Annotated in this window: 20 protein-coding genes; 19 read left to right on the plus strand and 1 reads right to left on the minus strand. The window is 69.4% G+C overall.

Features of this window, described 5'->3' with window-relative positions; genetic code table 11:
* Positions 1-2 precede the first annotated feature (2 nt).
* Positions 3-989 carry an AraC family transcriptional regulator gene (locus ACFSVL_RS31690; RefSeq protein ID WP_378309307.1) on the minus strand — a complete coding sequence of 329 codons (987 nt, stop codon included), beginning with the start codon at positions 987-989 and terminating at the stop codon, positions 3-5.
* A gap of 203 nt (positions 990-1,192) precedes the next feature.
* Here ACFSVL_RS31690 and ACFSVL_RS31695 point away from each other — a divergent pair, with 203 nt between their 5' ends.
* From ACFSVL_RS31695 to ACFSVL_RS31785, 19 genes are all read left to right on the plus strand, one after another.
* Positions 1,193-1,666, plus strand: coding sequence for a MaoC family dehydratase (locus ACFSVL_RS31695; RefSeq protein WP_093574833.1), 474 nt, complete (start codon positions 1,193-1,195; stop codon positions 1,664-1,666).
* A gap of 26 nt (positions 1,667-1,692) precedes the next feature.
* Positions 1,693-3,642: an AMP-binding protein gene (locus ACFSVL_RS31700; RefSeq protein ID WP_378309310.1), complete on the plus strand. Its 1,950-nt coding sequence runs from the start codon at positions 1,693-1,695 to the stop codon at positions 3,640-3,642.
* Complete coding sequence (locus tag ACFSVL_RS31705; RefSeq protein ID WP_378309312.1) at positions 3,639-4,799, plus strand: acyl-CoA dehydrogenase family protein; 1,161 nt, start codon at positions 3,639-3,641, stop codon at positions 4,797-4,799. Before ACFSVL_RS31700 ends, ACFSVL_RS31705 begins: the two co-directional genes overlap by 4 nt.
* A 180-nt stretch (positions 4,800-4,979) precedes the next feature.
* Positions 4,980-6,059 (plus strand): helix-turn-helix transcriptional regulator, encoded by a 1,080-nt coding sequence (locus tag ACFSVL_RS31710; protein WP_378309314.1) that lies wholly within the window; start codon positions 4,980-4,982, stop codon positions 6,057-6,059.
* 92 nt (positions 6,060-6,151) lie between these two features.
* On the plus strand, positions 6,152-8,218 hold the full coding sequence (locus ACFSVL_RS31715) for a hydantoinase/oxoprolinase family protein (protein WP_378309315.1): 2,067 nt from the start codon (positions 6,152-6,154) through the stop codon (positions 8,216-8,218).
* Between the two features lie 10 nt (positions 8,219-8,228).
* Positions 8,229-10,154, plus strand: coding sequence for a hydantoinase B/oxoprolinase family protein (locus ACFSVL_RS31720; protein ID WP_378309317.1), 1,926 nt, complete (start codon positions 8,229-8,231; stop codon positions 10,152-10,154).
* 8 nt (positions 10,155-10,162) lie between these two features.
* Entirely contained in the window at positions 10,163-10,423 is a 261-nt protein-coding gene (locus ACFSVL_RS31725) for a hypothetical protein (RefSeq protein WP_237599758.1), read from the plus strand.
* Positions 10,424-10,428: 5 nt separating this feature from the next.
* Positions 10,429-11,991, plus strand: a complete 1,563-nt coding sequence (locus tag ACFSVL_RS31730; protein ID WP_378309320.1) for a class I adenylate-forming enzyme family protein — start codon at positions 10,429-10,431, stop codon at positions 11,989-11,991.
* Between the two features lie 28 nt (positions 11,992-12,019).
* Entirely contained in the window at positions 12,020-12,739 is a 720-nt protein-coding gene (locus ACFSVL_RS31735; protein WP_378309322.1) for a hypothetical protein, read from the plus strand.
* 13 nt (positions 12,740-12,752) lie between these two features.
* The gene (locus tag ACFSVL_RS31740; RefSeq protein WP_378309323.1) at positions 12,753-13,556 is read left to right on the plus strand and encodes an SDR family NAD(P)-dependent oxidoreductase; all 804 of its coding nucleotides are present in this window, start codon (positions 12,753-12,755) and stop codon (positions 13,554-13,556) included.
* A gap of 115 nt (positions 13,557-13,671) precedes the next feature.
* A complete protein-coding gene (locus ACFSVL_RS31745) occupies positions 13,672-15,093 on the plus strand; it encodes an MmgE/PrpD family protein (protein ID WP_378309325.1) in 1,422 nt (473 codons plus the stop codon).
* Complete coding sequence (locus ACFSVL_RS31750; RefSeq protein WP_378309327.1) at positions 15,090-16,448, plus strand: aldehyde dehydrogenase; 1,359 nt, start codon at positions 15,090-15,092, stop codon at positions 16,446-16,448. Before ACFSVL_RS31745 ends, ACFSVL_RS31750 begins: the two co-directional genes overlap by 4 nt.
* Positions 16,449-16,818: 370 nt before the next feature.
* Positions 16,819-18,135 carry an MFS transporter gene (locus tag ACFSVL_RS31755; RefSeq protein ID WP_378309328.1) on the plus strand — a complete coding sequence of 439 codons (1,317 nt, stop codon included), beginning with the start codon at positions 16,819-16,821 and terminating at the stop codon, positions 18,133-18,135.
* A gap of 35 nt (positions 18,136-18,170) precedes the next feature.
* Entirely contained in the window at positions 18,171-18,437 is a 267-nt protein-coding gene (locus tag ACFSVL_RS31760; RefSeq protein ID WP_378309330.1) for a hypothetical protein, read from the plus strand.
* 243 nt (positions 18,438-18,680) lie between these two features.
* Positions 18,681-18,890 carry a hypothetical protein gene (locus tag ACFSVL_RS31765; RefSeq protein ID WP_378309332.1) on the plus strand — a complete coding sequence of 70 codons (210 nt, stop codon included), beginning with the start codon at positions 18,681-18,683 and terminating at the stop codon, positions 18,888-18,890.
* Positions 18,891-18,904: 14 nt separating this feature from the next.
* Entirely contained in the window at positions 18,905-20,935 is a 2,031-nt protein-coding gene (locus ACFSVL_RS31770) for a hydantoinase/oxoprolinase family protein (RefSeq protein WP_378309333.1), read from the plus strand.
* A gap of 5 nt (positions 20,936-20,940) precedes the next feature.
* On the plus strand, positions 20,941-22,902 hold the full coding sequence (locus tag ACFSVL_RS31775) for a hydantoinase B/oxoprolinase family protein (protein ID WP_378309335.1): 1,962 nt from the start codon (positions 20,941-20,943) through the stop codon (positions 22,900-22,902).
* Positions 22,902-23,636, plus strand: a complete 735-nt coding sequence (locus ACFSVL_RS31780) for a hypothetical protein (protein WP_378309337.1) — start codon at positions 22,902-22,904, stop codon at positions 23,634-23,636. Before ACFSVL_RS31775 ends, ACFSVL_RS31780 begins: the two co-directional genes overlap by 1 nt.
* Positions 23,633-25,087, plus strand: a complete 1,455-nt coding sequence (locus ACFSVL_RS31785) for an aldehyde dehydrogenase family protein (RefSeq protein WP_378309339.1) — start codon at positions 23,633-23,635, stop codon at positions 25,085-25,087. Before ACFSVL_RS31780 ends, ACFSVL_RS31785 begins: the two co-directional genes overlap by 4 nt.
* Positions 25,088-25,094: the final 7 nt, after the last annotated feature.

A 25,094-nucleotide genomic window follows, 5' to 3' on the forward strand; every position in this document is an offset into this window, starting at 1 on the left:
TGTCAGCCGCACCGGCGGGCGGTTGCCGACGGCAGCACCCCGAACCGTTCGCGGTACTGGTGCGCGAATCGTCCGGGATGGAAGAAGCCCCAGCGCGCCGCGACATCGGTGACTGAGTCGGGGCCGCCGGAGAGCAGTTCGCGGTGCACCCGGTCCAGCCGGACGGCGCGCAGGTAGGCCATCGGCGATTTTCCGACCTCCTCGCGGAAACCCGCTTGCAGGGCGCGCGGGCTGATCGAGGCCATCGCGGCCAGGTCGGCGGTGGTGACGGTCTCCTCGGGGTGCCGGTCGAGGTAGTCGACGATCTCGCGGATGCGGGAACCCCGGGTGTGCGCGGGGCGGCTGTGCAGCCGGTCGCTGAGCCGGCTGGGCAGGGTCAGCAGCAGCTGGGTCATCAGCGCCGACTCGAACTCGTGGCACGCGGCCGGAACCGTCGCCAGGCCTCCGTCCCGGTTCAGTTCCGCGTACAGGAAGCTCACGGTCGCGAGAAACGCCTGCGCGGCGGGCGAACGGAGCGAAAAGGTCAGGTCGAAGTCGATCTCTTCGCGGATCGGCTGCCCGATCAGCTTCGCCGCGTGCGCCTCGAGCAGATCCTTGGGCAGCTTGACGTGGTACTGCCAGGAGTCCGCGCTCCACTGCACCAGCACCGGGGACTGCGGCACGAAGGCGACGCCCGCCTCGCCCGCGGCGAAGGTGCGGCGGACGCCGTGCTGCTCCACCGTGCTGGTGCCGGTGGCGGGCAGGTTCACGTGGTAGCACAACCGCATCGGCGGGCCGACGATCGTCGTGTCCGCCCCGTAGGCCATCCGCCCGATCGTGAGATGCGGGGACGGCGCGAGATCGAGCCGGAACCGCATTCCCGCGCGGTCGGCCACGTGCACCTCGTGGCTCGCGAAGGTTCGCGTCACCTGCTCGCGGGCCGTGTCGAGGTCCGCGGTGCGGAAGGTGACCGGGCCGGGCCGCGCGGCGAGCTGCTGGTCCTCGGACATGGGCTCCTCCTCGTCTCCAGCGCCGTCGGGGAGTACGCAGAATATATGATATTCACCTCGCGGCTGGACGGGCCAGAGGGATGAGTATATATTTTATATTCAACTCAGGGCAGGGTGCGGCCGAGGAGCCGGCCCGGAGCCCGGGGACGCATCAAACCGTGACTACAGGCGCCGCGACCAGCGCGGCGGGGAGAGGACACCGGATGGCAGGCCTGTACTTCGAGGAGTTCGAACCGGGGATGGTCATCGACCACCCGACCCGCCGCACGGTCACCGAGGCCGACAACACGCTGTTCAGCGTCATGACGCTGAACCTGGCTCCGCTGCACCTCGACGCCGAGTACAGCAAGAACAGCATCTACGGCCAGCGCCTGGTGAACAGCTTGTTCATCCTCGGCCTCGTGTCCGGGGTGACGGTGCCGGAGACGACGCAGGGCACCACGCTGGGCAACCTCGGTTTCGAGAAGATCACCTTCCCCAAGCCGGTGTTCCACGGCGACACCATCCACGTGCGCACCGAGATCGTCAGCAAGCGCGAGTCCAAGAGCCGCGGCGATTCCGGCATCGTGATGTTCCGGCACCTCGGGATCAACCAGCGCGACGAGATCGTGTGCGACGCCCTGCGCGCCGGTCTGATGCTCAAGCGGTCCGCCGACCAGGCAGCCGCACAGGCCTGAGCAGCGGTTCGGGAAAGGAAGTGGCCATGGCCGAGGACGCAGCAGGCCCTGCCTGGATGCCGCCGCGGGAGGTGCGGGACCGCAGCAGGTACCTCGCCGCCGTGCGGAAGTGGGGAGCGTCCGCCGACGCGGCGGGCGTCGCGGAGGTGAACCGGCGGGCGATCGCCGACCCGGAGTGGTTCTGGCGCGCCGTCGTCGACGACCTCGACGTCGCCTTCGCCGAACCGTTCACCCGGGTGCTGGACGAATCCGAAGGAAAGCCGTTTCCCCGCTGGTTCCCCGGCGGCCGGATCAACGTCGCCGAACTGTGCGCGCACCGCCACGCCCGCGGCGAACTCGCCGGCAAGACCGCGGTGGTCTACGAGGGCGATTCCGGGCAGCGGCGGACGCTGACTTTCGGCGAACTGGACGAGCAGGTGCGCCGGTTCGCCGCGAACCTGGCCGCCGCCGGCGTCGTGCGAAGCGATCGGGTCGTGTTGTTCATGCCGGTCGTGCCCGAGGCGGTCGTGGCGTTCCTCGCGATCGCGATGCTCGGCGCGATCGCGGTCCCGACGTTCAGCGGCTACGCGGCCGACGCGCTCGCCACCCGGTTGCAGGATTCGGAAGCGGTCGCGCTGATCACCGCGGACGGGACCACCCGGCGGGGCAAGGAAGTCCCGCTGAAACCGGTCGCCGACGCGGCGCTGGCGGACGCGCCGTCCGTGCGCACCGTCGTCGTGGTCCGCCACCTCGGGACCGACGTGGCGATGCGGCCTGGCCGCGACGTCTATTACGACGAGCTGGATCCGTCGCCCGCGCCGGTGGACACCGCGTCGACCGAGGCGAACGACCCGCTCACCGTCGTCTACACCTCGGGCACGACCGGCCGGCCGAAGGGGATCGTGCACTCCCACGGCGGATTCGCGGTGAAGACCGCGGTCGATTTCGCCTACGGGTTCGACGTGCACGCCGACGACGTCGTCTGCTGGATCACCGATCTCGGCTGGCTCGTCGGTCCGATGCTGATGACCGGACCGCTGCAGCTCGGCGCGACCATCGTGATGATCGAAGGCCTGCCGACGCATCCCGCCCCCGACCGGATGTGGGACGTCGTCGAGCGCAACGGCGTTACCGTGCAAGGGATCGCGCCGACTGCGGCCCGTGCGTTGCGCGCCGCGCAGGAGAAGCCGGAGCACGCGCTGGCCACGCTGCGGTCGTTCGTCTCCACCGGAGAGGCGTGGGACGAGCCGACCTGGTGGTGGCTGTTCGACCAGGTCGGCAAGCGCCGGGTGCCGATCGTCAACTACAGCGGCGGCACCGAGGTCGGCGGCGGGCTGATCGTCGGTTATCCGTTCCTGCCGGGCGAAGCTGCGGCGTTCACCGGTCCGCTGCCCGGAGTGGACGCAGTGGTGCTCGACGACGCTGGGCAGGCGGTCGTCGGCGCGATCGGCGAACTGGCCGTGCGCAACACTTTCCCCGGCATGACGCACGCGTTCTGGCACGACCGCGAGCGCTACCTCGAGACCTACTGGGCGCGGTTCGACGGCATTTGGGTGCACGGCGACCTGTCCAGTGTGGACGAGCACGGCCAATGGCGGATCCACGGCCGCTCCGACGACACGCTCAAGCTGGCCGGGCGGCGTGTCGGTCCGGCCGAGATCGAGGCTGCGCTGCTGCGCGACGAGCGGATCGCCGAGGTGGCCGTGATCGGCGCCCCGGACGCACTGCGCGGCCAGCGGGCGGTGGCGTTCGCGGTGCTGCGCGCACCGGGGGCCGACCGCGGCGACCTGGCGGCGACCGCGCTCGAAAACGCGGGGAAGTCGTTCGCCCCGCAGCTGTACGTCGTGCCGACGCTGCCCAAGACCAAGAACGGCAAGATCATGCGGCGCGCCATCCGGGCGCGGTTCGTCGGGACGCCGGTCGGCGACCTGTCGTCGCTGGACCCGGCCACGCCGCTGGAAGACATCCCGGTACTCGCGGAGGAGAACGCGCAATGACCGACCAGGAAAGCAACGTCGAGATCGTCCGGAAAGCGACGCGGGAGCTGGCCCGGAAGTTCGACCACGACTACTGGCTGGACAAGGACCGCAATCACCAGTACCCGTGGGAGTTCGTGAAGGCGTTCGCCGCGGGCGGCTGGCTGGGCGCGATGATCCCGGAGGAGTACGGCGGCATCGGCCTGGGCCTGGAAGAGGCCGCGGTGATGATGGGGGAGATCTCGGCGTCGGGCGCCGGGATGGCCGGTGGCTCGGCGATCCACTTCTACGTGTTCCCGCCTGCCCCGGTCGTGAAATACGGCTCCGAGGAGATGAAGCGGGAGTACCTGCCCAAGCTGGCAGCGGGCGAGCTGCTGATGGCGTTCGGCGTGACCGAGCCGGACGCCGGGGTGGACACGTCGCGGATCAAGACCAAGGCGACGAAGGTCGAGGGCGGCTGGAAGGTCAACGGCAAGAAGGTCTTCATCACCAACGCGCAGAACGCGCAGAAGATCCTGCTGCTGGCCCGCACCTCGCCGCGTCGGGAGGACAAGCCGCTCTACGGCATGTCGCTGTTCTTGGCGGACATGGACCGCGACGCGATCACGGTGCGGGAGATCGAGAAGCTGGGCCGCGCGGCGATCGACACGAACGAACTGTTCATCGACGACCTGTTCGTGCCGGAGGACCGGCTGGTCGGCGAGGTGGACAAGGGCTTCTACTACCTGCTGGACGGGCTGAACCCGGAACGCATCGTGGTCGGCATGGAAGGCATCGGCCTGGGGCGGGCAGCGCTGGACATCGCATCGGAGTACGCCAAGAACCGGGTGGTGTTCGACCGTCCGATCGGGCAGAACCAGGCGGTCGCCCACCCGCTGGCGGATTCGTGGATCCGGCTGGAGGCCGCCGAGGGCATGGTCATGCGGGCTGCGCGGCTGTTCGACGAGGGCAAGCCGTGCGGGCCGGAGGCGGCCGCGGCGAAGTATCTGGGCGCCGAGGGCGGTTTCGAGGCGTGCGACCGGGCGTTCTCGACGCTGGGCGGCTACGCGTATGCGAAGGAGTACCACGTCGAGCGGTTGTGGCGCGAGGTCCGGTTGCTGCGCAACGCGCCGTTCTCGCAGGAGATGGTGCGGAATTACATCTCGCAGCAGGTGCTCGGGCTGCCGCGCTCGTACTGAGACAGAGTGTTGTGGCGGGAAACGGCGGTACCTTCGGCGCTTAGCTGAGGGCCTCGCCGTTTCCCGCTGCTCACTGTGCCGGGCCGCTGGGAAGGCGGCGTTTGAACCCTCGCCCTTCGGCGCATATATTATGCATAACACGGCGGCGATGCCGTGCCTCGGAAGTACCAGAGGTGGCCGATGGACGTGGAGAACACGGTCTCGGAGGCCGCGCGGTACCGGGACTTGTGCGTGGACGTCGGGGCCGCGCTGGGGCTCGACGTGCCGGTGCCGCGGCTCGACGGTCCTTGGGCCGACGAAGCGGCCAGCGTGCTCGGGCGGCTGTGGAACGCGGTGCTGGCCGAAACGCTGCACACTGCCGAGGAAGCGGGGGTGTCCGGAACACGGCGGCGTGAGCTGGCCGAGTTGCTGGCTCGGATCCGCGCGGTCGAGGCCGAACTAGCGGAAGCGCGGCTCGCCGACCGGCATGTGCTGCTGCGCCAGGTGGCCGCGTCGCTCGCGTCGGTCCGGGACGCGCAGTCCGTGGACGAATTCCTCGGCCGGGTCCCGGAGGCGGGCTGCAGGCTCGGCTTCGACCGGGTCCTGGTCTCCCGGGTGGTGGATTCCGTGTGGCGGCTGCACACGATGTGCGTCGTGCGCGAGCCGCGGTGGGCGGACGAGATCGTCGCCGTCGGGAAAGCGTCGCCGCCCGCCTTGCGCGGCGGGCTGATCGAGGCCGACGTGGTCGACCGGGCCGAAACCCGGCTCATCTTCGACACCCAGCACAGCCGGCGCGTGGACCGCGACCTGATCCGCGTCACGAAGTCCACTTCGTACGGAATCGCGCCGTTGACGGTGCAGGGCCAGGTCGTCGGGCTGCTGCACGGCGATCGCTACCACCAAGGCCGCGACGTCGACGAAACCGACCGTGCGCTGCTCACGCTGATGGCCGAGGCGCTGAGCCATACCCTCGGCCGCCTCACGATGCTGGAGGGCCTGGCGTTCCTGCGCGACACCGCCGACGGGTTGATGACGCGTCCGGCGGCTCTCCCCGCACCGGTCGCCCCCTCCGCGCCGAGTCCGCAGATCCCGTTGACCGCAAGGGAAAACGAGGTGATGGAGCTGCTCGCGGCAGGCCGGTCCAACCGGCACATCGCGCGCGAGCTGGCGATCACCGAACGCACCGCGAAATCCCACGTCACGCAGATTCTGCGCAAGCTCGGCGTCGCCAGCCGCACGGAGGCGATCGCGCTCTGGCTGCGCGGCGGGGGACTGTCCTAAGGTACGAGTCCGTCTCGCACCCTTGTCCGATGTGACCGCAGTCGCACCGGCCACAGAATCACCTCACACACCACGACCCGTGGAGGCATGAGGTGACTGAGCAACGAGGCTCGGCAGGCTGGCTGGTCGGCATCGACGTCGGCGGGACCTTCACCGACATCATCGGGCTTGACCGCGCCACCGGGGAAATCCGGGACGGCAAGGTGCTGTCCACAAAGGAGCAGGAACACGGCGTCCTCGAGGCGCTCGCCGCGATCGGCGTCGAACCGGCCGAGGTCGCGGAGATCGTGCACGGGCACACCGTCGGCATCAACGCGCTGCTGAGCCGCGCGGGCGCGAAGACCGCGCTGCTGGCCACGCGCGGGCACCGGGACCTGCTCGACATCGGCCGGATGCACCGCGAGTTCGGCGACCGGTTCTACGACCCGACCTGGCTGCGCCCGCACCAGGAGCGGCCGATCGTGCACCGGCGCGACCGGATCGGCATCCCGGAGCGGATCGGCTACGACGGCACCGAGTTGCTGGCTCTGGACGAGGACGCCGTCCGCGCCGCCGGTCGCGATTTCGCCGCACAGGGTGTCGAGGCGGTCGCCGTGTGTTTCATGAATTCCTACCGGGAACGCGGCCACGAACGGCGCGCTGCGGAAATTCTCGCCGAGGAAATTCCGCACGCCTATGTGCAGACCTCGGACCTGTATCCGGTCACGAAGGAGCACGAACGGACCACGACCGTCGCGCTGGACGCGTACGTCGGCCCGGCCGTGGTCGGGTATCTGCGGCGGCTCACCGTCGCGCTGGAGGAGCGGCGGTTCGGCGGCACGCTCTGGATCATGACGACCAACGGCGGCGTCGCGACTGTGCAGGACGCGGGCAAAGCCCCGGTCTTCCAGCTCGTGTCCGGGCCGGTCGGCGGTGTGACCGGCAGTCTTCAGCTGGCGCGCGAATCGGGCAAGCGCAACCTGCTGACCATGGACGTCGGCGGCACGAGCACCGACGTCGCGGCGATCGTCGACGCGCAGACTCCGCTCACCGATCTGTGGACCCTCGAGACCGGTCTGACGCTGACGTTGCCGCTGGTCGATGTGGAGAGCGTCGGCTCGGGCGCGGGCAGCATCATCGGCCCGAACGCGCTCGGACAGGTCGCGGTCGGCCCGAAATCGGCGGGCTCCAACCCCGGCCCAGCGTGTTACGGACGAGGCGGCACCGAGGCAACGCTCACCGACGCCTGCCTGCTGCTCGGGGTGCTGCAACCCGATCTGTTCGCGAACGGCCGGATCTCGCTGGACGTCGAGGCCGCGCGCGCCGCGCTGGCCCGGACCGGCGAGCAGTGGGGGCTTTCCGCGCTGGAGCTGGCCGAGGCTGCCTACCAGATCGCGTGCGAGGACATCGCGGCGAAGATCCGCACCATCTCGGTCTACCGCGGGCTGGACGTCCGGGAGTTCGCGTTGCTGCCGTTCGGTTCGGCTGGCCCGATGCTCGCCGACCGGGTCGCGCGGATCCTCGGGCTGCACACGGTTGTCGTACCGTCGACGCCGGGCCAGTTCTCCGCACTCGGGCTGTTGCAGAGCGACCTGCGGATCACTCGGGCGCAGTCGCTGATGGTCCCGCTCACCGTCGATAACGCCGAGACGGTCGAAGCGGAATTCGCCGCCATGGAACAGAGCCTCACCGAGGAACTGGCCGCGCAGGGCGTGGAACTGGACGGGCTGGCGTTCGACCGCGCGATCTTCGCCATGTACCGCGGGCAGACCTGGGACAACCGGCTTCCGCTCGCTCCCGGCCCGCTGACGGAAGACCGCGTGCCCGGCGTGGTCGCCGACTTCCACGCGTTCTACCAGGATTCCTACGGTTTCTCCGCGGCCGAGATCCCCGTCGTCGTCTCGACGCTGGAAGTGACCGCGGTGATCCCGAGGCCGAACAAGGTGCCGTCCACCGCGGCCGAGCAAGGCGAATCCCTGCTCGGCGAACGGGACTTGCGCGTGCCCGGGTCCGGGGAGACCACGAGCGTCCCGGTGCATGTCCGCGAACGGCTCGCCGCGGGCGAGGTTGTCAACGGACCGGCGATCGTCTCGGAGAAGTTCGCCACCACGGTCGTGCTCCCGGGCCGCCGCGCCCGCGTGGACGCCGACCGTCTCCTGATCATCGAAAACCAGGACTAGGAGCGCAGCCATGACGATTTCCGCGGAACCCGCCGCCGGCACGGCCGAGTTCGAACTCGACATCCTGCGCTACGGCCTGATCGAGGTCGCCCGCGAGATGAACGAGGCGCTGATGCGCAGCGCGTTCTCCCCGGTGTGCCGCGACATTCTCGACTGCACCACTGCCATCCACGTCCGCAGCGGCGACGGATGGGAGACCGTGGCGCAGTGGGAAGGCTGCATGCAGCACGCTTTCACCTCGCCGCACATCGTGAACTTCGTGATGGACGAGTTCGACCTGGACTCGCTGCAGCCCGGCGACGTCATCTTCGTCAACGACCCGTGGCGCGGCACCATCCACCAGTCCGACGTGAACTTGCTGCGGCCGGTTTTCGTGGACGGCCGGGTCGAGTTCATGCTGCATTCGACCTCGCATCTGGTCGACCTCGGCGGCCCGATCCCCGGCGGGTTCTCCAACGGCACCCAGACGTCGTTCGAGGAACAGATCAAGCTGCCGCCGTCGCTGCTGTACGCCAACGACGTCCCGGTGCGGCCGCTGTTCAACTTCATCCTGGAGAACAACCGGGTGCCGCACCTCGTCCTCGGCGACTTGCGCGCGTTGCACGGCTGCCTGGTGGTGGGGGAGCGGCAGTTGCAGGCGCTCGTCGCGCGCGGCGGCCTGGAGAAGGTGAAGGAAGCCGGGCGGTACGCGATCGAGGCCACCGAAGCGAGCATGCGCCGTGGCATCGCGGACATCCCGGACGGCGACTACACCGTGGAGGATTTCCTCGACGAGGACGGCGTCACCGACGAACCGATCCCGGTGCGCGTGACGGTCAAGGTGCGCGGCGACAGCATGGAGATCGACTTCTCCGGCTCCGGCCGGCAGCCGCTCGGCAACTGCGGCACGGCGTGGTGCGAGGCGGTGCGGTGCATCGAAGCGGTCAAGCTGATGGTCGACCCGAGCACGCCGGTCAACAGCGGCACCCTCCGTCCTGTCGAGACACTTCTGCCGCAGGGCAGCGTGGTGTGCGTGCTGCCGCCGTCGAGCTGCTCGAACCATGCCGACATCGGAGCCCGCGGCATCAACGCCGTCGCCAGCGCGCTGAGCCAAGCCGTCGGCGACCGCGCGATCGCGTGCGACACCGGTACCGCGCTGGTGGTCAGCCTTGGCGGGATCGACACTCGCGCCGGGCACGAGGGCATGCCGTGGGGCGCGTTCGCCCTCGCCGGCGGCGGGTGGGGCGGAACGTGGAAGGAAGACGGGATTTCCTTCTGCGTCACGCCGATCGGCAACTGCCGGACCTCGGTGCAGGAGCACGTCGAGATCGAAAGCCCGTTGATCGTGGCGCAGCACGAGATGGTGCTCGACACCGCCGGAGCGGGCGAGTACCGCGGCGGGCTCGGCTCGGTGTACACGCTCACCGCGCAGTCGGACACGATGGTCACGATCACCTGCGACCGGGTGCGCGTCGGTGCGCCTGGTGCTGCCGGGGCTGGTCCGGGTGCGCCCGCGTTCGGCTGGTACATCGAGAACTTCGACCTGGCACAGCACGCGGATCCGCTCGACCTTCGCGGTGCCGAACCGTTGTTCGGCATGTTCGACGACGACGGCCGCCCGGACCCGAACAACGGCGGGTTCTGCCGGGGCGCGCGGTACCAGACCGGCAAGTTCTCCGGGCTGGTGCTGAAAGCGGGCGACGCGATCCGCTTCCTGATCGGCGGAGGCGGCGGCTGGGGCGATCCGCTCGCCCGGGACCTCGACCGGCTCGGCCGCGACCTCGCCGACGGGCTGTACAGCGAGGAATTCGCCGCCGAGGCGTTCGGTGCCGTGCTGCGCGACGGCCGGATCGACGAGACCGCGACCGCCGGGCGCCGCGCCGATCTCGCCGCCCGGCGCGACGCGGGCACCTGGTCGGTGCCGGTCGCCACGCCCGTCAACTGGATCCTGGGATAGGAGCACTCATGTCTGTCGACCGACTTCTCTTCCCCCGTCCGGAAACCCCGCGCGTGTCCGTCGAGCGGACGCCGGTGGACGCCACCTGCCCGTCGTGCGGGAGCACGGACGTCAAGCGGTACCCGGTGGCCAACTATCTCGGCCCGCGCATGGTCGTGAAGTGCCAGGATTGCTTCACGCATCTGTCGGTGACCCGGCCGGAGCCCGAGGACCACTGGCCCGCGTGGCGCTCGCCGACGCGCGACTGGGCGCCCTCGCGGCTGGGGTGACACACATGTCCCCGACCCCACTGGCCCGGCTGTACACCCAGGCGTACGCCGAGTTCGCCGACCGGCCCGCGATCCGGGACTCCCGGCGCGAGCTGACCTACGGCGAACTCGGCAGCCGCGCCCGGCGGATCGCCCAGGCGTTCCGGGCGCTCGGCGCGGAACGCGGCACCCGCGCGGTGCTGCTCGGGCCGAACAGCTGCGAATGGGCCGAGGCGTACCACGGGCTCGTCCTCGGCGGCGGAGTCCGCGTGGGGCTGCTGCCCCGGCTGCACCCTGCCGAACTGGCCCAGATCGCCGCGGACGCGGAGCCGGCGTTCGTGCTCGTCGACGGCGAGTGGCTCGCCGAGAACGGCACAGCGTGGATTCCGCCGCAGGTCAAGGAAGTCATCGTGCTCGGCGAAGGAGCCGAGGGCATTCCGTTCGAGGAGTTCGTCGCCTCCGGCTCGGACGACGAGTTGCCGGTGCCCGATGCCGAGGACGATGCCTGGCTGCTCTACACGTCCGGCTCGACCGGACAGCCCAAGGGCGTGCGGGTGCCGCACCGGACGGTCGGTGCGCTCGTGCGCAACGCCCGCGAGGTCCTGCCGCCGCTCGGTCTCGGCGACGCGGCCCTGCACACCGCGCCGATCAGCCACTTCAGCGGCGGGATCGCGGACGTGCTCACCGCGAGCGGCGGGCTGAACGTTTACGCGCCGAAGTTCGACGCGGCGGAGGTCGCGGACGCAGCGGCAGGCGGTGAAGTGACTGTGCTGCCGCTGGTCCCGACGATGATCACCATGCTGCTGGAGGAGTTGGCCCGGCGCGGCGCTCCGGCTGGTCGCGTCGGCAACGTCCGGATCCTGCCGTACGCAGGTTCGGCGATCCAGCCGGGCCGGGCTGCCAAAGCGCGCGCGTACTTCGGCGAGGCGATGCAGCAGCTGTACGGCGCGAGCGAAGCGCAGTTGCCGATCGCGACGCTTCGTCCGGAGGACCACGTCGAAACGCTCAACGAGCGCGGTCTGCCCCGGCTGGCCTCTGCGGGCCGGGCGACCGCGCACGTCGAGGTCGAGATCGTGGACGCGGACCGCCGCCCCGTCCCGCCCGGGACGACCGGCGAGATCCGGACCCGCGGCGCGCACGTGAGCGCCGGGTACTGGCGGAAGCCAGAGTCGACGGCGGAGACCTTTGTGGACGGCTGGGTGCACACCGGCGACGTCGGCTGCCTCGACGAGCACGGGTACTTGTTCATCCTCGACCGGCGCAAGGACATGATCATCACCGGCGGGTTCAACGTGTACCCGCGCGAGATCGAGAACGTCGTCTCCGAGTTGCCCGGGATCCGGGAAGTCGCCGTCGTCGGCGCGCCGGACGAGCGGTGGGGCGAGGCGATCACCGCGTTCGTCTCGGCCGAACCCGGGAACGCCGTGTCCGCGGACGGGGTGCTCGCGCATTGCCGGGCCCGGCTCGGCGGCTACAAGGTGCCGAAGAAGGTGGTCTTCGTCGAGGACCTGCCGAAGACCGGCACCGGGAAGATCCAGAAACAGATCCTGCGCGAGAAATTGTGGACCGGCCTGCAGCGCCGGGTCTGAATTCCGCGTGACACAAGGGAGAGAACACATGGCGGCGCCGACCTTCGACAGCCGGAGTCTGTTCTTCGCGTGGAGCACGTACAGCACGGACTACGGGACCTACGCGAAGTGGTACGACGACGAGCACATTCCGCAGGTGATGGACGTGCCGGGAATGGCGGGGGCGCAACGGTTCCTGCTCGCGGACACCAAACCGCTGCCGGGCGTGCGCGCGCTCGATTTCGGGCACCTCGCGATCTACGAGATGGAGGGCTCGGCGCAGCCGTTCCGCGAGGAGGTCAAGCGGAAGCTGATCTCCGGGGAAATGGTGCTGCCGGACTTCATGAACCGGCCGTTCCAGGCGTTGTTCCTCGACGCGGTGAGCGAACCGTTCCTCGCTGACGGGTTCGCGGCGGCGGAGAACCTGGACGACCGGCATCTGTTCTTCGCGTGGAGCCGCCACAGCGGCGACGACGCGACGTTCGGGAAGTGGTACGACGAGGAGCACATCCTGCAGATCATGTCCGCGCCGGGAATGCTGCGCGCCCAGCGGTTCGAGATGTCGGACCTGAAGCCGCTGCCCGGCGTCGAAACCCCGGATCTCGGTCATCTCGCGATCTATGAGATCTCCGGAGACCTCGAAGGCTTCCGCACCGAGGTGAAGCGGCAGTTGATCTCCGGAGAGATGGTGCTACCGGACTTCATGATCCCGCCGTTCGCGGCGATGTTCCTGAAACCGGTCAGCCCGTTCTTCCCGGCCGCGAACTGATCGGGAGTCGCACATGAGCTATCCACCACGGCGCGCCAAGCCGGAACTCGCGCTGATCGCTGGAGCTGCGGGCGGCGTCGGCTCCGCCACCGCTCGGCGGCTCGCCGAAGGCGGTACCAAGCTGGTCGTCACCGATATCGACGAGGACCGGCTGGCGAAGGTCGCGAGCGACACCGGCGCGATCGCTGTCCCGGCAGACGGCACCGACCGCGAAGCCGTCCGGGCCTTGGTCGCGCGAGCGGTCGAGGAATTGGGCGGCCTGGACACGGTGATCGCGACCCAGGGCGCGGCGATCGGCGGGGGAGCGCACCCCAAACACGTCGACTCGTACCACCGCGCGCTCGACGTCAATCTGCACGGATCCTTCTACCTGGCCGGGGAAGTCCTCCCGCACCTGGCGGCCAGCGAAGGCTCCCTGGTGCTGTTCGCCTCGACCGCAGGATTGATCGCCGGTCCGCCGGGAGCGGCGGGCTACACCGCGGCGAAAGCGGCGATCATCGGCCTCACCCGCTGGCTGGCCCGCGATTACGGGCCGAAAGGCGTGCGCGTCAACGCCGTCTGCCCGGGGTTCGTCCGGACCGCGCTCGCCGCGGGCAGCATGGCCCACCTCGCCGAACGCGAAGGCATCAGCCTGGAAGAGGCTTACTTCCTGAGCGCGGCACACGTCCCGCTGCGCCGGGTCGCGGAGCCGGAGGAAATCGCGGCCTGCTGCGCGTTCCTGGCTTCGGGCGAGGCCTCGATGGTCACCGGGCACGTGCTGGTCGCCGACGGCGGCGGCGCGGCGGTGGACGCTTCGACGGTGGCTTTCGACAGCTGAAGTGTCCAAGTATTCGGACAGCTGAGCGGCCGGCTGACCCCGGGGACGTGATAGATATTATATATTTCATGCGCACCGTGCGCGGCGGCCGAGCTGACATCAACGAGGAGCAGGCATGGCGACGATCATCGAGAAGCTCGCGGGATTCGCCGCGGGCGCGGACGCCCGGGAATTCCCCGACGAGGTGATCCGCGAATCCCAGCGGATCCTGCTCGACTCGCTGGGCTGCGCGGTGGCGTCCCTCGGCGACGAAGGCGCGCAGCGGGGCGTCGACTACGCGCGGTACCTCGGTGGCACCGAGGGGACCGCGTCGATCCTCGGCACCGGCACAAAAACTTCGATCCCTGCCGCCGCGTTCGCCAACGCCGAACTGATCAACGCACTCGACCAGGATGCGGTCCTGCCGCCCGGACACGTCACGCCGTACGTGCTGCCCGGTGCGCTGGCCACGGCCGAGTCGTTGCGGACGTCCGGCACGAAGCTGCTCGAAGCGATCGCGGTGGCCCACGAAATGTCGTACCGGATCGGGAAGGCGACCGACTATCTGCGCGACATCAAGGACGGCGTCGTCACCATCCCGGACGTCATCGGCTACAGCAGCACGCTCTTCGGTGCCGCCGCCGCAGTGGGTGTCGCGAAAGGGCTGGAGCGGGAGACCCTCGCGGACGCGCTCGGCATCATGGGCTCGACGGCTCCGACGAACACCCAGCGCGCGTGGATGATGCACGCGCCGTCGACCACGATCAAATACCAGCTCGCCGGCGGGCTTGCGCTGTCCGCGGTCACCGCAGCCAACCTCGCCGAACGCGGTCACACCGGCGACCGGCAGATGCTCGACGACCGCGAATACGGCTTCCCGCGCTTCATCGGCACCTCCCGCTGGGAACCGGCGCCGATCACTGCCGGACTGGGCACGGAATGGACGTTCACGCCGTTCCAGTCCTTCAAGCCGTACCCGCATTGCCGGGTCATGCACGCACTGTTCGACGCGCTGACCGAGATCGTCGAAACGCACGACATCCGGCCGGGCGAGATCGACGCGATCACCGCCTGGGGTGAGAGCTTCGTGCTGCAGCCGGTGTGGCAGAACGAAACCATCCGCAATCCGCGCGACGCGCAGTTCAGCATGACCCATGGTCTCGCCCTCGCCGCGCACCGGATCCCGCCCGGCAGGGACTGGCAGACGCCCGAGGCCGTGCTGGATCCGTCGGTGCTCGACCTGACCAAGAAGGCGTCGTTCCAGGCGCACCCCGACTACACCGAGGCGTTGAAGAGCAATCCGGCTGCTCGCCGGTCGCGCGTCGAGGTTCAGGCACGCGGCACGACGTACCGCGGCGAGCGGGCTTATCCGAAGGGCAGCCCGTCACCCGATCCGGCCACCTATCTGACCGACGACGAGCTGGCCGCCAAATTCCGGCACAACGTCGAAGGCGTCGTGCCGGACCCGGACGCGATCGTCCAAGCGGTGTTCGACCTGCAGAACATCGAGGACGTCGCTGAGCTGCTGAACCAGCTGAAGCCGGGGGTGGCGGCATGATCGCGGTGACGAATCCGGCCACCGAAGAGATCATCGGATCCATTGTGGACAGCGACGCGGCGGCTGTCGACGCGGCGGTGTCCGCGGCGGCCGGGGCGCTCGGCCCGTGGTCGGCGCTGTCGCCCGCCACCCGTGCCGGTTACCTGCGGGTGCTCGCGGACGAGTTCGAGAAGCGGTCGGACGAGATCTCGGAGCTGGTCACGCGGCAGAACGGCACTCCGATCAGCATTGCCCGCGCGATGCAGAGCCAGGTGCCGGTCTGCTATCGGTACTTCGCTTCGCTGGCGGAGAAGCTCTCGGTGGAGGAACACGTCGAGACTGCGAGCGGCGACGCGATCGTGTTGCGTGAACCGGTCGGCGTGGTCGCGGCCATCACTCCGTGGAACGGCCCGCAGCCGCTGATCGCGTGGAAGCTCGGCCCCGCACTGGCGGCCGGTTGCACCGCGGTGATCAAGCCAGCTCCGGAGACGTCGCTGGACGCGTTCGTCTTCGCGGAAATCGTCGCCGCCGCGGGAATCCCCGAAGGCGTGGTGAACATCGTGACCGGCGGGCGCGAGACTGGCGCGGCCCTGGTCGCGCACCCTGGCGTGCGCAAGGTGGCCTTCACCGGTTCGACCGTGGCGGGCAAAGCGATCGCCGCCGAGTGCGCGAAGCAGCTGAAGCACGTCACGCTGGAGCTGGGCGGCAAGTCCGCGGGCATCCTGCTCGACGACGTCGACCTCGACGCGTTCCGGCCGCTGGTGCTTTCCGCCTGCTCGCCGAACACCGGGCAGACCTGCCGGGCATTGACCCGGGTGCTGGCTCCGGCGTCGCGCTACGACGAGGTCGTGGACCTGCTCGCGGCCACGATGACCGCGATCCCGCAGGGAGATCCGCTCGACCCGACAGTGTTCTTCGGCCCGCTGGTGAACGCGACGCAGCGGGAACGAGTGGAGTCCTACATCGAACTCGGCAAGGCGGAGGGCGCCGAGCTGGTGATCGGCGGCGGCCGTCCGTTCGAACGCGGCTACTACGTCGCGCCGACGATCTTCTGCGGTGTCACGAACGACATGCGCATCGCCCGCGAGGAGATCTTCGGTCCGGTACTCACCGTGATGCCGTATCGGACAGTGGACGAAGCGGTCGCCATCGCGAACGACTCGGAGTACGGCCTCGGCGGCGGAGTGTTTTCCCCGGATCGCGAGCGCGCGACGGAGGTGGCTCGCCGGATCGTGACCGGGAGCGTCGGGGTGAACACCTCGACCCTGCCGATCGAGACGCCGTTCGGCGGGGTGAAGAACAGCGGGATCGGCCGGGAACTCGGGCCGCGGAGCGTGGACGCGTACCTGGAGTACAAGACGATTTTCCGGGCGTAGCGACGAGTCGCGGAGTCCGGAGGAGACAGCCCGGGCCGGTCACTGCGATGATCGGCGGTCGCGTGACCGCCGGAACCGCTGGTTTCGCGTCGCCAGCGGAGCGGTTCGAGTCCTGTGCGGAGCTGGACCGGGTGGACGGTGCGCCGTTTCGGGCCGCCCGCTGGACATGCGGCCGCACACCCGGGCTCTCCCTCGTTCGGTCGCCGCGCTCTGGCCGAGCCCGAGACCCGACCGTCAGCGGCCCACGGGCGCCGCTTTTACTCCGCCGCCGAACCAGGATCCGGTTCCTTGTGATCAAGGATTGAATATTTTATATTTCACTGCCCGTCGACCACTGTCGGGTGAACACCGGCTCCGGGATGAGGACGACATGAGCGTACAAGGACGTATCGCACCGGCTGAGGCGGCGACGAAACGCCGCGGGAAAGTGCTGACGGCCGCCATCGCGGCGCAGTCTCTGGAGTACTACGACTTCTTGATCTACGGAACCGCGGCCTCGCTGGTCTTCAACCACGCGTTCTTCCCGTCGACGAGCGCGGTGGCCGGGGTGCTGGCCGCGTTCGCGACCTTCGCGGTCGGGTTCGCGGGCCGCCCGGTGGGCGCTGCTGTCTTCGGGCACATCGGCGACCGGTTCGGGCGCAAACCCGCGCTCGTGGCGTCGACGCTGTCCATGGCGGTGGCGACCACGTTGGTCGGGCTGCTGCCCACGTTCTCCTCGATCGGCGCGCTGGCCCCGGTGCTGCTGGTGATCCTGCGCGTCGCGCAAGGGATCGCGGTCGGCGGGGTGTGGGGCGGGTCGACCCTGCTCGCGGTCGAGCACGCTCCGCCGAACCGCCGGGGGCTGCACGGCTCGCTGCCGCAACTCGGCATCTTCGCCGGGATGGTGCTCGGCACCCTGGTCTTCGTCGTGCTGTCCGGTGCGCTCACCGCGGACCAGTTCGCCGCGTGGGGCTGGCGGATTCCGTTCCTCCTCGGGATCGTGATGATCCCGGTCGTGTTCTACATCCACCGCTACCTCGAAGACTCTCCGGATTTCCGCGCGGTGGAGGAGAAACTCGCCGCGGCGCCGAAGCGCTCGTCGGTCGTGCAGGTGCTGCGCCGGCCGAAGAATCTGCTGCTGGTCGTGTTCATCTTCCTGCCCGCGACGATCATGTTCTACGCGACCGTGACCGGCCTGCTGGACTACGGCGTGCGGGAGCTGAAGATCGCCAAGGGCACCATGCTCACCGCGGTGATGTTCTCGATGATCGCGACCGGGGTGAGCACGGTGCTGTGCGGGCGGCTGTCGGACACCGTCGGGAGGCGCCCGGTGTACGCCGGCGGCGTGGTGCTCGCGGGAATCTGGGGCTTCGCGCTCTTCCCGCTGGCCGACACCCGCAACTTCTGGGCGATCCTGCTGGCGATCGTGGTCGGGCAGATCTCGGTCGGCGCGATGTTCGGCCCCGGCGTCACGATGTTCGCCGAGATGTTCCCTCCGTCCGTGCGGTTCTCCGGTGCGTCGATGGGGTACCAGTTGGCGAATATCATCGGCGGGGGACTGGCCCCGTTCGTGATGGCGGCGCTGATCGCCGCGACGCACACGACGGTGTCCGTGTCGGTCTACATCCTCGCGGCCTGCCTGATCAGCCTGGTCCCGCTCGCGCTGCTGGGCCGCCGGGCCTTGACTTCAGCCGCAGTCGAAGGATAATATAAAATATTATTTCGACGAAGAGGAGGTGCGCGATGGCGCCTCGAACCGATTCCGAGCTGAGCTGCCGGGAACGGGCCCTCCTCCGCGTCGTGGCCGCCGGGCGGGCCGAGATCACCTGCAGCAGCGAGCCGGACATGTTTGTCGACGGCGTGGCGTGCTGCGACCAGTACACCGCGCACACGCTGGCCCACCGGGGCTTGATCGTCCAAACCGGACCGGCGGGTCTCGGGAAGCGCGTTCGCGCACGCCTCACCCCGGTCGGCGCGGCAGTCCTGGGCGGCATCGGCGAGGCGGCCTGAACGAGAGCGACGGGCGGTGCGACGGCCGAGGAGGCTGCCGCACCGCCCGTAACCATGTTCCTGCCGGGGAATCCGCGGGCCAGTCCGTCCCCAACGGATCGACCTTCGGGCGAGGCGTGCTTCGTTTTGCGGACTCGGCCGTGCGGTGCGCGGCTGTTGCCCCGGTCTCGTCCGGCCTACCGTTCGGTGTGAGGTGGCGCACCAGCGCCGGCCGAATCGAGCCAACAGTGGAGTTGCGCCGAAATGAGCCAGGAACCGAACCCGCCGTCCCTCGAGCGGGAACCAGTCGAGGGAACCTGCCCGCGCTGCGGCGCCGCCGAGCTGTTCCGCTACCCGGTCAATTCCGAGGGCGGCTGGTTCGACGTCGTGAAATGCCGGTCGTGCCTGTTTTCGGTCAGCCGGGACCCCGGTCCGCGGCTCGGACCGGTCCAGCTGCTCTCCGATCTCCTGTAGCGAAAGGATCAATGATGATCGCAGTCGACGTGGGCGGCACCTTCACCGACGTGGTCGCCTTGCGGGACGGGGAGATCCGCACCGCGAAGGTCTCCACCGACTACACCGACGTGACCCGTCCGGTGCTCGAGGGCGCCGCGCTGCTCGGCGTCGCGGGCGCACCGGTGTTCAACCACGCCAGCACCCACGGGCTGAACGCGGTGATCACCCGCACTGTGCCGAAGATCGGGTTTCTCGCCACCGAGGGGCATCGCGACATCCTCGACATGGGCCGGGTCTGGCGGCCCGCGGAGGCCATTCTGGACCCGGGCTGGCGGCGAAGCTTCGGCGACGCCGCACGGCCGCTGGTGCCGAGGTATCTGCGCAGGGGGATCCGGGAACGGCTCACCGCTTCCGGTGATGTCCTGTTCGCATTGGACGAAGCCCAGGCGCGGGCCGAGCTCGAAGTCCTGCGCAAGTGCGGCGTGGCCGGCGTGGCGATCTGCCTGATCAACGCTTACGTGAACCCGGCTCACGAGCTCCGGCTGCGCGAACTGGTCCGCGAGGTCCTCGGCGACGTGCCGTGCTCGCTGTCCAGCGAGGTCTCCCCGCTGGCCAAGGAATACGCACGGGCCTCGACGACGATGGTCGACGCGCTGATGAAACTGATCTACGCCGACTACACCGCGCGGCTGGAGAAGGGCCTGGCCGAACTCGGCTTCACCGGGCAGCTGAACTTCGCCGACTGCGCCGCGACGCTCGTGCCGTCGCATCGGGCGATGGAGCAGCCGTTCCGCATCGTGTTCTCCGGCCCCGCCGCGGGCACGGTCGCCAGCGCCCACTTCGGTTCGCTGATCGGGGAGTCGCAGCTGCTGTGCGCGGACGTCGGCGGCACGTCGTGCGACATCAGCGTCGTCACCGGCGGCGAACCGTTCGTGGACACGACCTTCGAACTGGAGCACGACCTCGTCGTCAACGCACTGGCGAACGACGTCAGCGCGATCGGTGCCGGTGGCGGAAGCCTGGTGACGATCGGCGCCACCGGCGAGATCCAGGTCGGCCCCGGCAGCGCCGGTTCGACGCCCGGCCCGGCCTGCTACGGCCGCGGCGGCACGCAGCCGACCACAACGGACACTTGCCTGCTGATCGGGATCATCGACCCGGGCACGTTCGCCGGCGGCGAGCTGGCGCTGGACCCGGAACTGGCCCGCCAGGCGTTCGAGAACCTCGAATCGGACTTCACGCTCGCCCAGCGCGTCCGGTACGCGTACGAGATGGCGGTGCACAACATCGCCGAGGGCGTGTTCAACGTGGCGATCAAGAACGGCGTCGACCCGCGCGACTACAGCCTGATCGCGTACGGCGCGGCCGGACCGATGCTGCTGCCCGCGGCGATGGACGCGGTGCACTGCAAGCAGGTCGTCGTGCCGCCGAACCCGGGCTTGTTCTCCGCGCTTGGCCTGCTCTCGGCCGACCAGGTGTTCACCGTGAACCGCAGCGCCTACACCGTGCTCACGCCGGACGTCGCGGAGCGGATCGACACGCTGTTCGCCGAGATGGAGGCGCAGTTGCGCGAGCGGCTGAGCGCCGACGCCGCGGTGACTTTCGAGCGCAGTTACGACGGGCATCTGGTCGGGCAGAGCTGGGACACGCCGTTCGTGCCCGTCCCGGACGGAACGATCGACGAGCCGGCCGTCGCCGCGATGATCGCGTCGTTCCACGACACCTACCAGGAGCGGTCGGGCAACCGCTTCGAGATGGTCCCGGTCGAGGGCGTCACGTTCCGGGTCCGCGCGGTGCTGGACACGCCGAAGGTCGAGTACCCACAGCTGCCCGCGCGCGCGGAGGACGAGCCGCTCACTCCGGTTCGCACCACGACCCTGCGGTACCTGGGCGAAGGGGCCGAGGGCCAGGAAGCGCCGGTGTACGAACGCACCGCGCTCCGGGCGGGCGACGAGTTCGACGGTCCGGCGATCGTCCACGAAGGACTGTCCACCACCCACGTCGGCACCGGCCAGCATCTGGTCGTCGGCCAGTACGGCGAACTCGTCATCCGGAAGAAGTGAGCGCCATGACCACTCTCGACACTCCGTCCGCGCGCATCCGGGATCTCACCGACGACGAGTTCCGGGCGGCCTATCACGCCGACCGGTTCACCGGGTCGGTGATCGTGAACCGGCTGAAGTACGCGGTGGGGCACATGAGCACCGCCTTCCTGCGGGAAGCGTTCTCGCCGATCATCCGCGACTGGTACGACTTCGCGTGCACGATCAGCGGCCCGCCCGCGCAGGACTACCGGATGGCCGTGGTCAGCAACAGCCTGACCCCGTTCCTCGGGACGATGCCCGACGCCACCCGCAACGCGGTGGAGGAGTTCGGGCCGGAGAACCTGTCCCCGGGCGACGTGCTGATCTGCAACGACCCGTACCGCGGCGGGCGGCACGTGAACGACGTGCTGTTCACCCGGCCGGTGTTCGTGGCCGGCGAGATCGTCTCGTTCGTGACGATGTGCGCGCACCAGCTGGACATGGGCGGCACGGTGCCCGGCGGGTTCTCCGCGACCAAGACGAACGTCTACGAGAACGGCCTCGTGCTGCCGCCGATGCTGCTGTGGGCGAAGGACCAGCCGGTGCGGTCCACGTTCAGCCTGATCTTCGACAACACCCGCTGGGGCGGTCTGCTGCTGCCGGACTTCCAGAGCATGCACCAGCAGTTGCAGCTCGGCGAGCGGCTGGTGCGGGAGAACATCGAACGCTACGGCCTCGACGCGTTCCTCGGCTCCCTCGCCTACGCCTGCGACACGTCCGCCGAGCAGATGCGCGAAGCGATCGCCCGGATCCCGGACGGGGACTACTCCGGGAGCGCGCTGATCGATGCCGACGGCCTCGACGACACCGTCGACTACCGGGTGCGCGTGACGCTGCGCAAACGCGGGCACGACATCGAGGCCGATCTCTCCGGGACCTCGGCGCAAGCCCGGACCTGCATCAACTGCGGCGTCCTCGACGCGAAAACCGCGCTGGGCGTGGCGTTGACGATGCTGCTCGACCCGGCGATCCCGTTCACCTCCGGGACTTGGCGCAACGTCGACCTGGTCGCGCCGCCGGGAACGCTCTTGAGCGCGCTGCCGCCGGAGGGCGCACCGATGATGTTCTGGGAACCCTCCGGCGCGCTGATCTCCGCGATCTTTGAAGCGCTGAACCCGGTGCTGGGCGAACGCGCGGTCGGCGGGGACTACGGCTCCACCAACACGCACAACGCGAGCGGAGTGCGGGACGACGGCACGCCCTGGACGAGCGCGACGCAATGCGGCGGCGAGCACGGGCCGTGGGGTGCCACCAAAGAGGGCGACGGCGACAGCTACACCGTGCTGTACAACCTCAACAACCTCGATCCGGCGACGGAGACGATCGAGCACGACTCGCCGGTGGTGATGCTGCGCAAGGAGCACGCGATAGACACCGGCGGGCCGGGCAAGCACCGCGGCGGCGCGGCGAACCTCAAGGACACGCTCTGGCTGACTGCCGCCGCCCAGCATCTGTCGCCGTTCCGGACCAAAGAGCCCAGCGGCGTCGGCGCCGACGGCGGGAAGCCGGGTCCAACCGGGGCGATGTGGATTTTCCCGCCGGGAGAAGGGACTTCCGGACCGGACGGACTGCTGGGCGTCTCGAGCGACGACTACGCCCGGAGTACCCCCGTGGCCGGTGTCTTGGACCCGGAGACCAAGGCACTGGACCCGGAAAAGGGCGTCTACCACTACTTCGCGAGCCAGAAGGCGTGGCTGACCGAACCCGGTTCGGTCCTGCGCTGCCTGACGAACGGCGGCGGGGGATGGGGCCCGCCGTTCGAGCGCGAACCGGCCAAGGTGCTCGCCGATGTGCGCGACGAGTACGTCAGTGTCGAAGGGGCGGCCCGGGATTACGGAGTGGTCGTCGTCGGCGACCCGCACTACGACCCGGAGGGTCTGCGGGTCGACGAAGAAGCAACAACTCGGCTGCGTTCCGGCCGGTCGAACGAACGAGGAGTGAGCTGATGGTTTCCGCCAAGGTCCCGGTTTTCGGGGATCGGAACCTGTTTTTCGCGTGGAGCACCTACACCACGGACTACGGCACCTACGCGAAGTGGTACGACGACGAGCACATCCCGCAGGTGATGGACGCGCCAGGGATGGCCGGGGCGCAGCGGTTCCTGCTCGCGGACACCAAACCGCTGCCGGGCGTGCGCTCGCTGGACTTCGGCCACCTCGCACTGTACGAAATGGACGGCAGCCCGCAGGGGTTCCGGGACGAGGTCAAGCGGAAGCTGATCTCCGGGGACATGGTGCTGCCGGACTACATGGTGCAGCCGTTCCAGGCGCTGTTCGCCAAGCCGGTCAGCGAACCCTTCCACACCGAGCGGTTCGCCGAGGCGGAGAACCTGGACGACCGGCATCTGTTCTTCGCGTGGAGCCGCCACAGCGGCGACGACGCGACGTTCGGGAAGTGGTACGACGAGGAGCACATTCCGCAGATCATGTCCGCGCCGGGAATGCTTCGGGCACAACGGTTCGAGGTGTCGGACGTCAAGCCGCTCCCCGGTGTCAGCCCGGTCGACGAAGGGCACCTGGCGATCTACGAAACCGCTGGCGACCTCGAAGGCTTCCGCGCGGAAGTCAAGCGGCAGCTGATGTCCGGGGAGATGGTGCTGCCGGACTTCATGATCCCGCCGTTCGCGACCATGTTCCTCAAGCCCGCCAGCCCGTTCTTCCTCTCGGATCGCGGGGCATGATGCGCGAGATCGCCGGTGTCCCGGTGCCTCGCCTCAACTCGGTCTACGTAGCCGGGGAGTGGGTGCCTGCTACCGGACCGGCGTACGAGATCGTTTCGCCGTCGACCGAGGAAACCGTCGCCGAAGTCGTGCTGCCGTCCGTAACGGAAGCGGACGCGGCCCTCACTGCGGCGACGGACTCCAAGTGGGGTCGGCTGCCGGTCGAGCAGCGAGCCGAGATCTGTGCGAGGTTCTGCGCGTCGCTGGAGGCCCGGTTCCCGGACCTGGGCACGGTCTGGGCCGCGGAAGCGGGCATGCCGGTGCGATACAGCGCGACGCTGCACAAATACGGCGCGGCGGGGGCGTGGAACTCCGCGCTGGCGAGTGCGGCGGACGCTCTGCGCGACGACCACCGCAGCTCCTTGCTCGGCGACGTCGTGGTGCGCCGCGAACCGGCAGGGGTCGTCGTCGCGATCCTGGCCTACAACGGACCGGTCGTCACGATGGCCACGAAGGTCGTGCCCGCCTTGCTCGCGGGCTGCCCGGTGGTGGTGAAGGCGGCTCCCGAATCGCAGCTGATCATGCGGCTGGTGGCCGAATCCGCCGCGGCAGCGGGTTTTCCGGCCGGTGCGCTGAGCATCCTGTGCGGCGACGTCGAGGTGGCCCGGCAACTGACCGCGGACCCGCGCGCCGACCTGGTCTCGCTGACCGGAGGCCGGGTCGCCGCGCAGGAGATCATCGAGGCGACGCGGGGACGGTTCGCCCGCACGCACCTCGAACTCGGCGGAAAGTCCCCGGCCCTGATCCTCGACGACGCGCCGCTCGACCGGGTGCTGAAGTCGCTGGTGCCCGGAGCGACGGGCGGCGGCGGGCAGGTGTGCGCCGCGTTGTCCCGGGTGCTGATCTCGAGGCGGCGCCACGACGAACTCATAGACCGGCTCCGCACCGCCTGGCAAGGACTGCGGATCGGCGATCCGTTCGACCGGGAGACGGCGATCGGGCCGCTGGTGAACCCGGCGGCGTTGCGGCGGACCGAGGGCTTTGTGGACCGTGCGCGCGCTGCCGGGGGCGAAGTCGTCGCGGGAGGACGGCGGCCGGAGGGATTCGCCGCCGGGCACTACTACGAGCCGACGCTGATCACCGGGGTCGCCCGGGACGCCGATCTGGCGCAGAATGAGGTGTTCGGGCCGGTCACCGTCGTGCAGACCTACGACGACCTGGCCGACGGGCTGCGGCTGGCCAACGACACGAGCTTCGGCCTCGCCGCGAGCGTCTACACCGCTGACCGTGCTCTTGCCGCGGAAGCCGCTTCCGCCATCGCCGCGGGCTCGGTCGCGATCAATACGTTCGGGCCCGCCGTGAGCGCTCCGTTCGGCGGGGTGAAGGGCTCGGGCTGGGGCCGCGAGTCCGGGCCCGAGGGCATCCAGGAGTTCACCGAGCTGAAGCAGATCGTCTTCGGACCGGGCGTGTGAGACAGGA

The organism is Amycolatopsis silviterrae, from assembly GCF_042684085.1.
Taxonomy (GTDB): domain Bacteria; phylum Actinomycetota; class Actinomycetes; order Mycobacteriales; family Pseudonocardiaceae; genus Amycolatopsis; species Amycolatopsis silviterrae.

Coding starts and splice junctions, on each gene's coding strand:
- ACFSVL_RS31755 (WP_378309328.1), top strand. CDS start 16,819: ATGAGCGTACAAGGACGTATCGCACCGGCTGAGGCGGCGACGAAACGC.
- ACFSVL_RS31740 (WP_378309323.1), top strand. CDS start 12,753: ATGAGCTATCCACCACGGCGCGCCAAGCCGGAACTCGCGCTGATCGCT.
- ACFSVL_RS31735 (WP_378309322.1), top strand. CDS start 12,020: ATGGCGGCGCCGACCTTCGACAGCCGGAGTCTGTTCTTCGCGTGGAGC.
- ACFSVL_RS31710 (WP_378309314.1), top strand. CDS start 4,980: ATGGACGTGGAGAACACGGTCTCGGAGGCCGCGCGGTACCGGGACTTG.
- ACFSVL_RS31765 (WP_378309332.1), top strand. CDS start 18,681: ATGAGCCAGGAACCGAACCCGCCGTCCCTCGAGCGGGAACCAGTCGAG.
- ACFSVL_RS31730 (WP_378309320.1), top strand. CDS start 10,429: ATGTCCCCGACCCCACTGGCCCGGCTGTACACCCAGGCGTACGCCGAG.
- ACFSVL_RS31695 (WP_093574833.1), top strand. CDS start 1,193: ATGGCAGGCCTGTACTTCGAGGAGTTCGAACCGGGGATGGTCATCGAC.
- ACFSVL_RS31750 (WP_378309327.1), top strand. CDS start 15,090: ATGATCGCGGTGACGAATCCGGCCACCGAAGAGATCATCGGATCCATT.
- ACFSVL_RS31760 (WP_378309330.1), top strand. CDS start 18,171: ATGGCGCCTCGAACCGATTCCGAGCTGAGCTGCCGGGAACGGGCCCTC.
- ACFSVL_RS31725 (WP_237599758.1), top strand. CDS start 10,163: ATGTCTGTCGACCGACTTCTCTTCCCCCGTCCGGAAACCCCGCGCGTG.
- ACFSVL_RS31770 (WP_378309333.1), top strand. CDS start 18,905: ATGATCGCAGTCGACGTGGGCGGCACCTTCACCGACGTGGTCGCCTTG.
- ACFSVL_RS31780 (WP_378309337.1), top strand. CDS start 22,902: ATGGTTTCCGCCAAGGTCCCGGTTTTCGGGGATCGGAACCTGTTTTTC.
- ACFSVL_RS31690 (WP_378309307.1), bottom strand. CDS start 989: ATGTCCGAGGACCAGCAGCTCGCCGCGCGGCCCGGCCCGGTCACCTTC.
- ACFSVL_RS31775 (WP_378309335.1), top strand. CDS start 20,941: ATGACCACTCTCGACACTCCGTCCGCGCGCATCCGGGATCTCACCGAC.
- ACFSVL_RS31785 (WP_378309339.1), top strand. CDS start 23,633: ATGATGCGCGAGATCGCCGGTGTCCCGGTGCCTCGCCTCAACTCGGTC.
- ACFSVL_RS31705 (WP_378309312.1), top strand. CDS start 3,639: ATGACCGACCAGGAAAGCAACGTCGAGATCGTCCGGAAAGCGACGCGG.
- ACFSVL_RS31700 (WP_378309310.1), top strand. CDS start 1,693: ATGGCCGAGGACGCAGCAGGCCCTGCCTGGATGCCGCCGCGGGAGGTG.
- ACFSVL_RS31720 (WP_378309317.1), top strand. CDS start 8,229: ATGACGATTTCCGCGGAACCCGCCGCCGGCACGGCCGAGTTCGAACTC.
- ACFSVL_RS31745 (WP_378309325.1), top strand. CDS start 13,672: ATGGCGACGATCATCGAGAAGCTCGCGGGATTCGCCGCGGGCGCGGAC.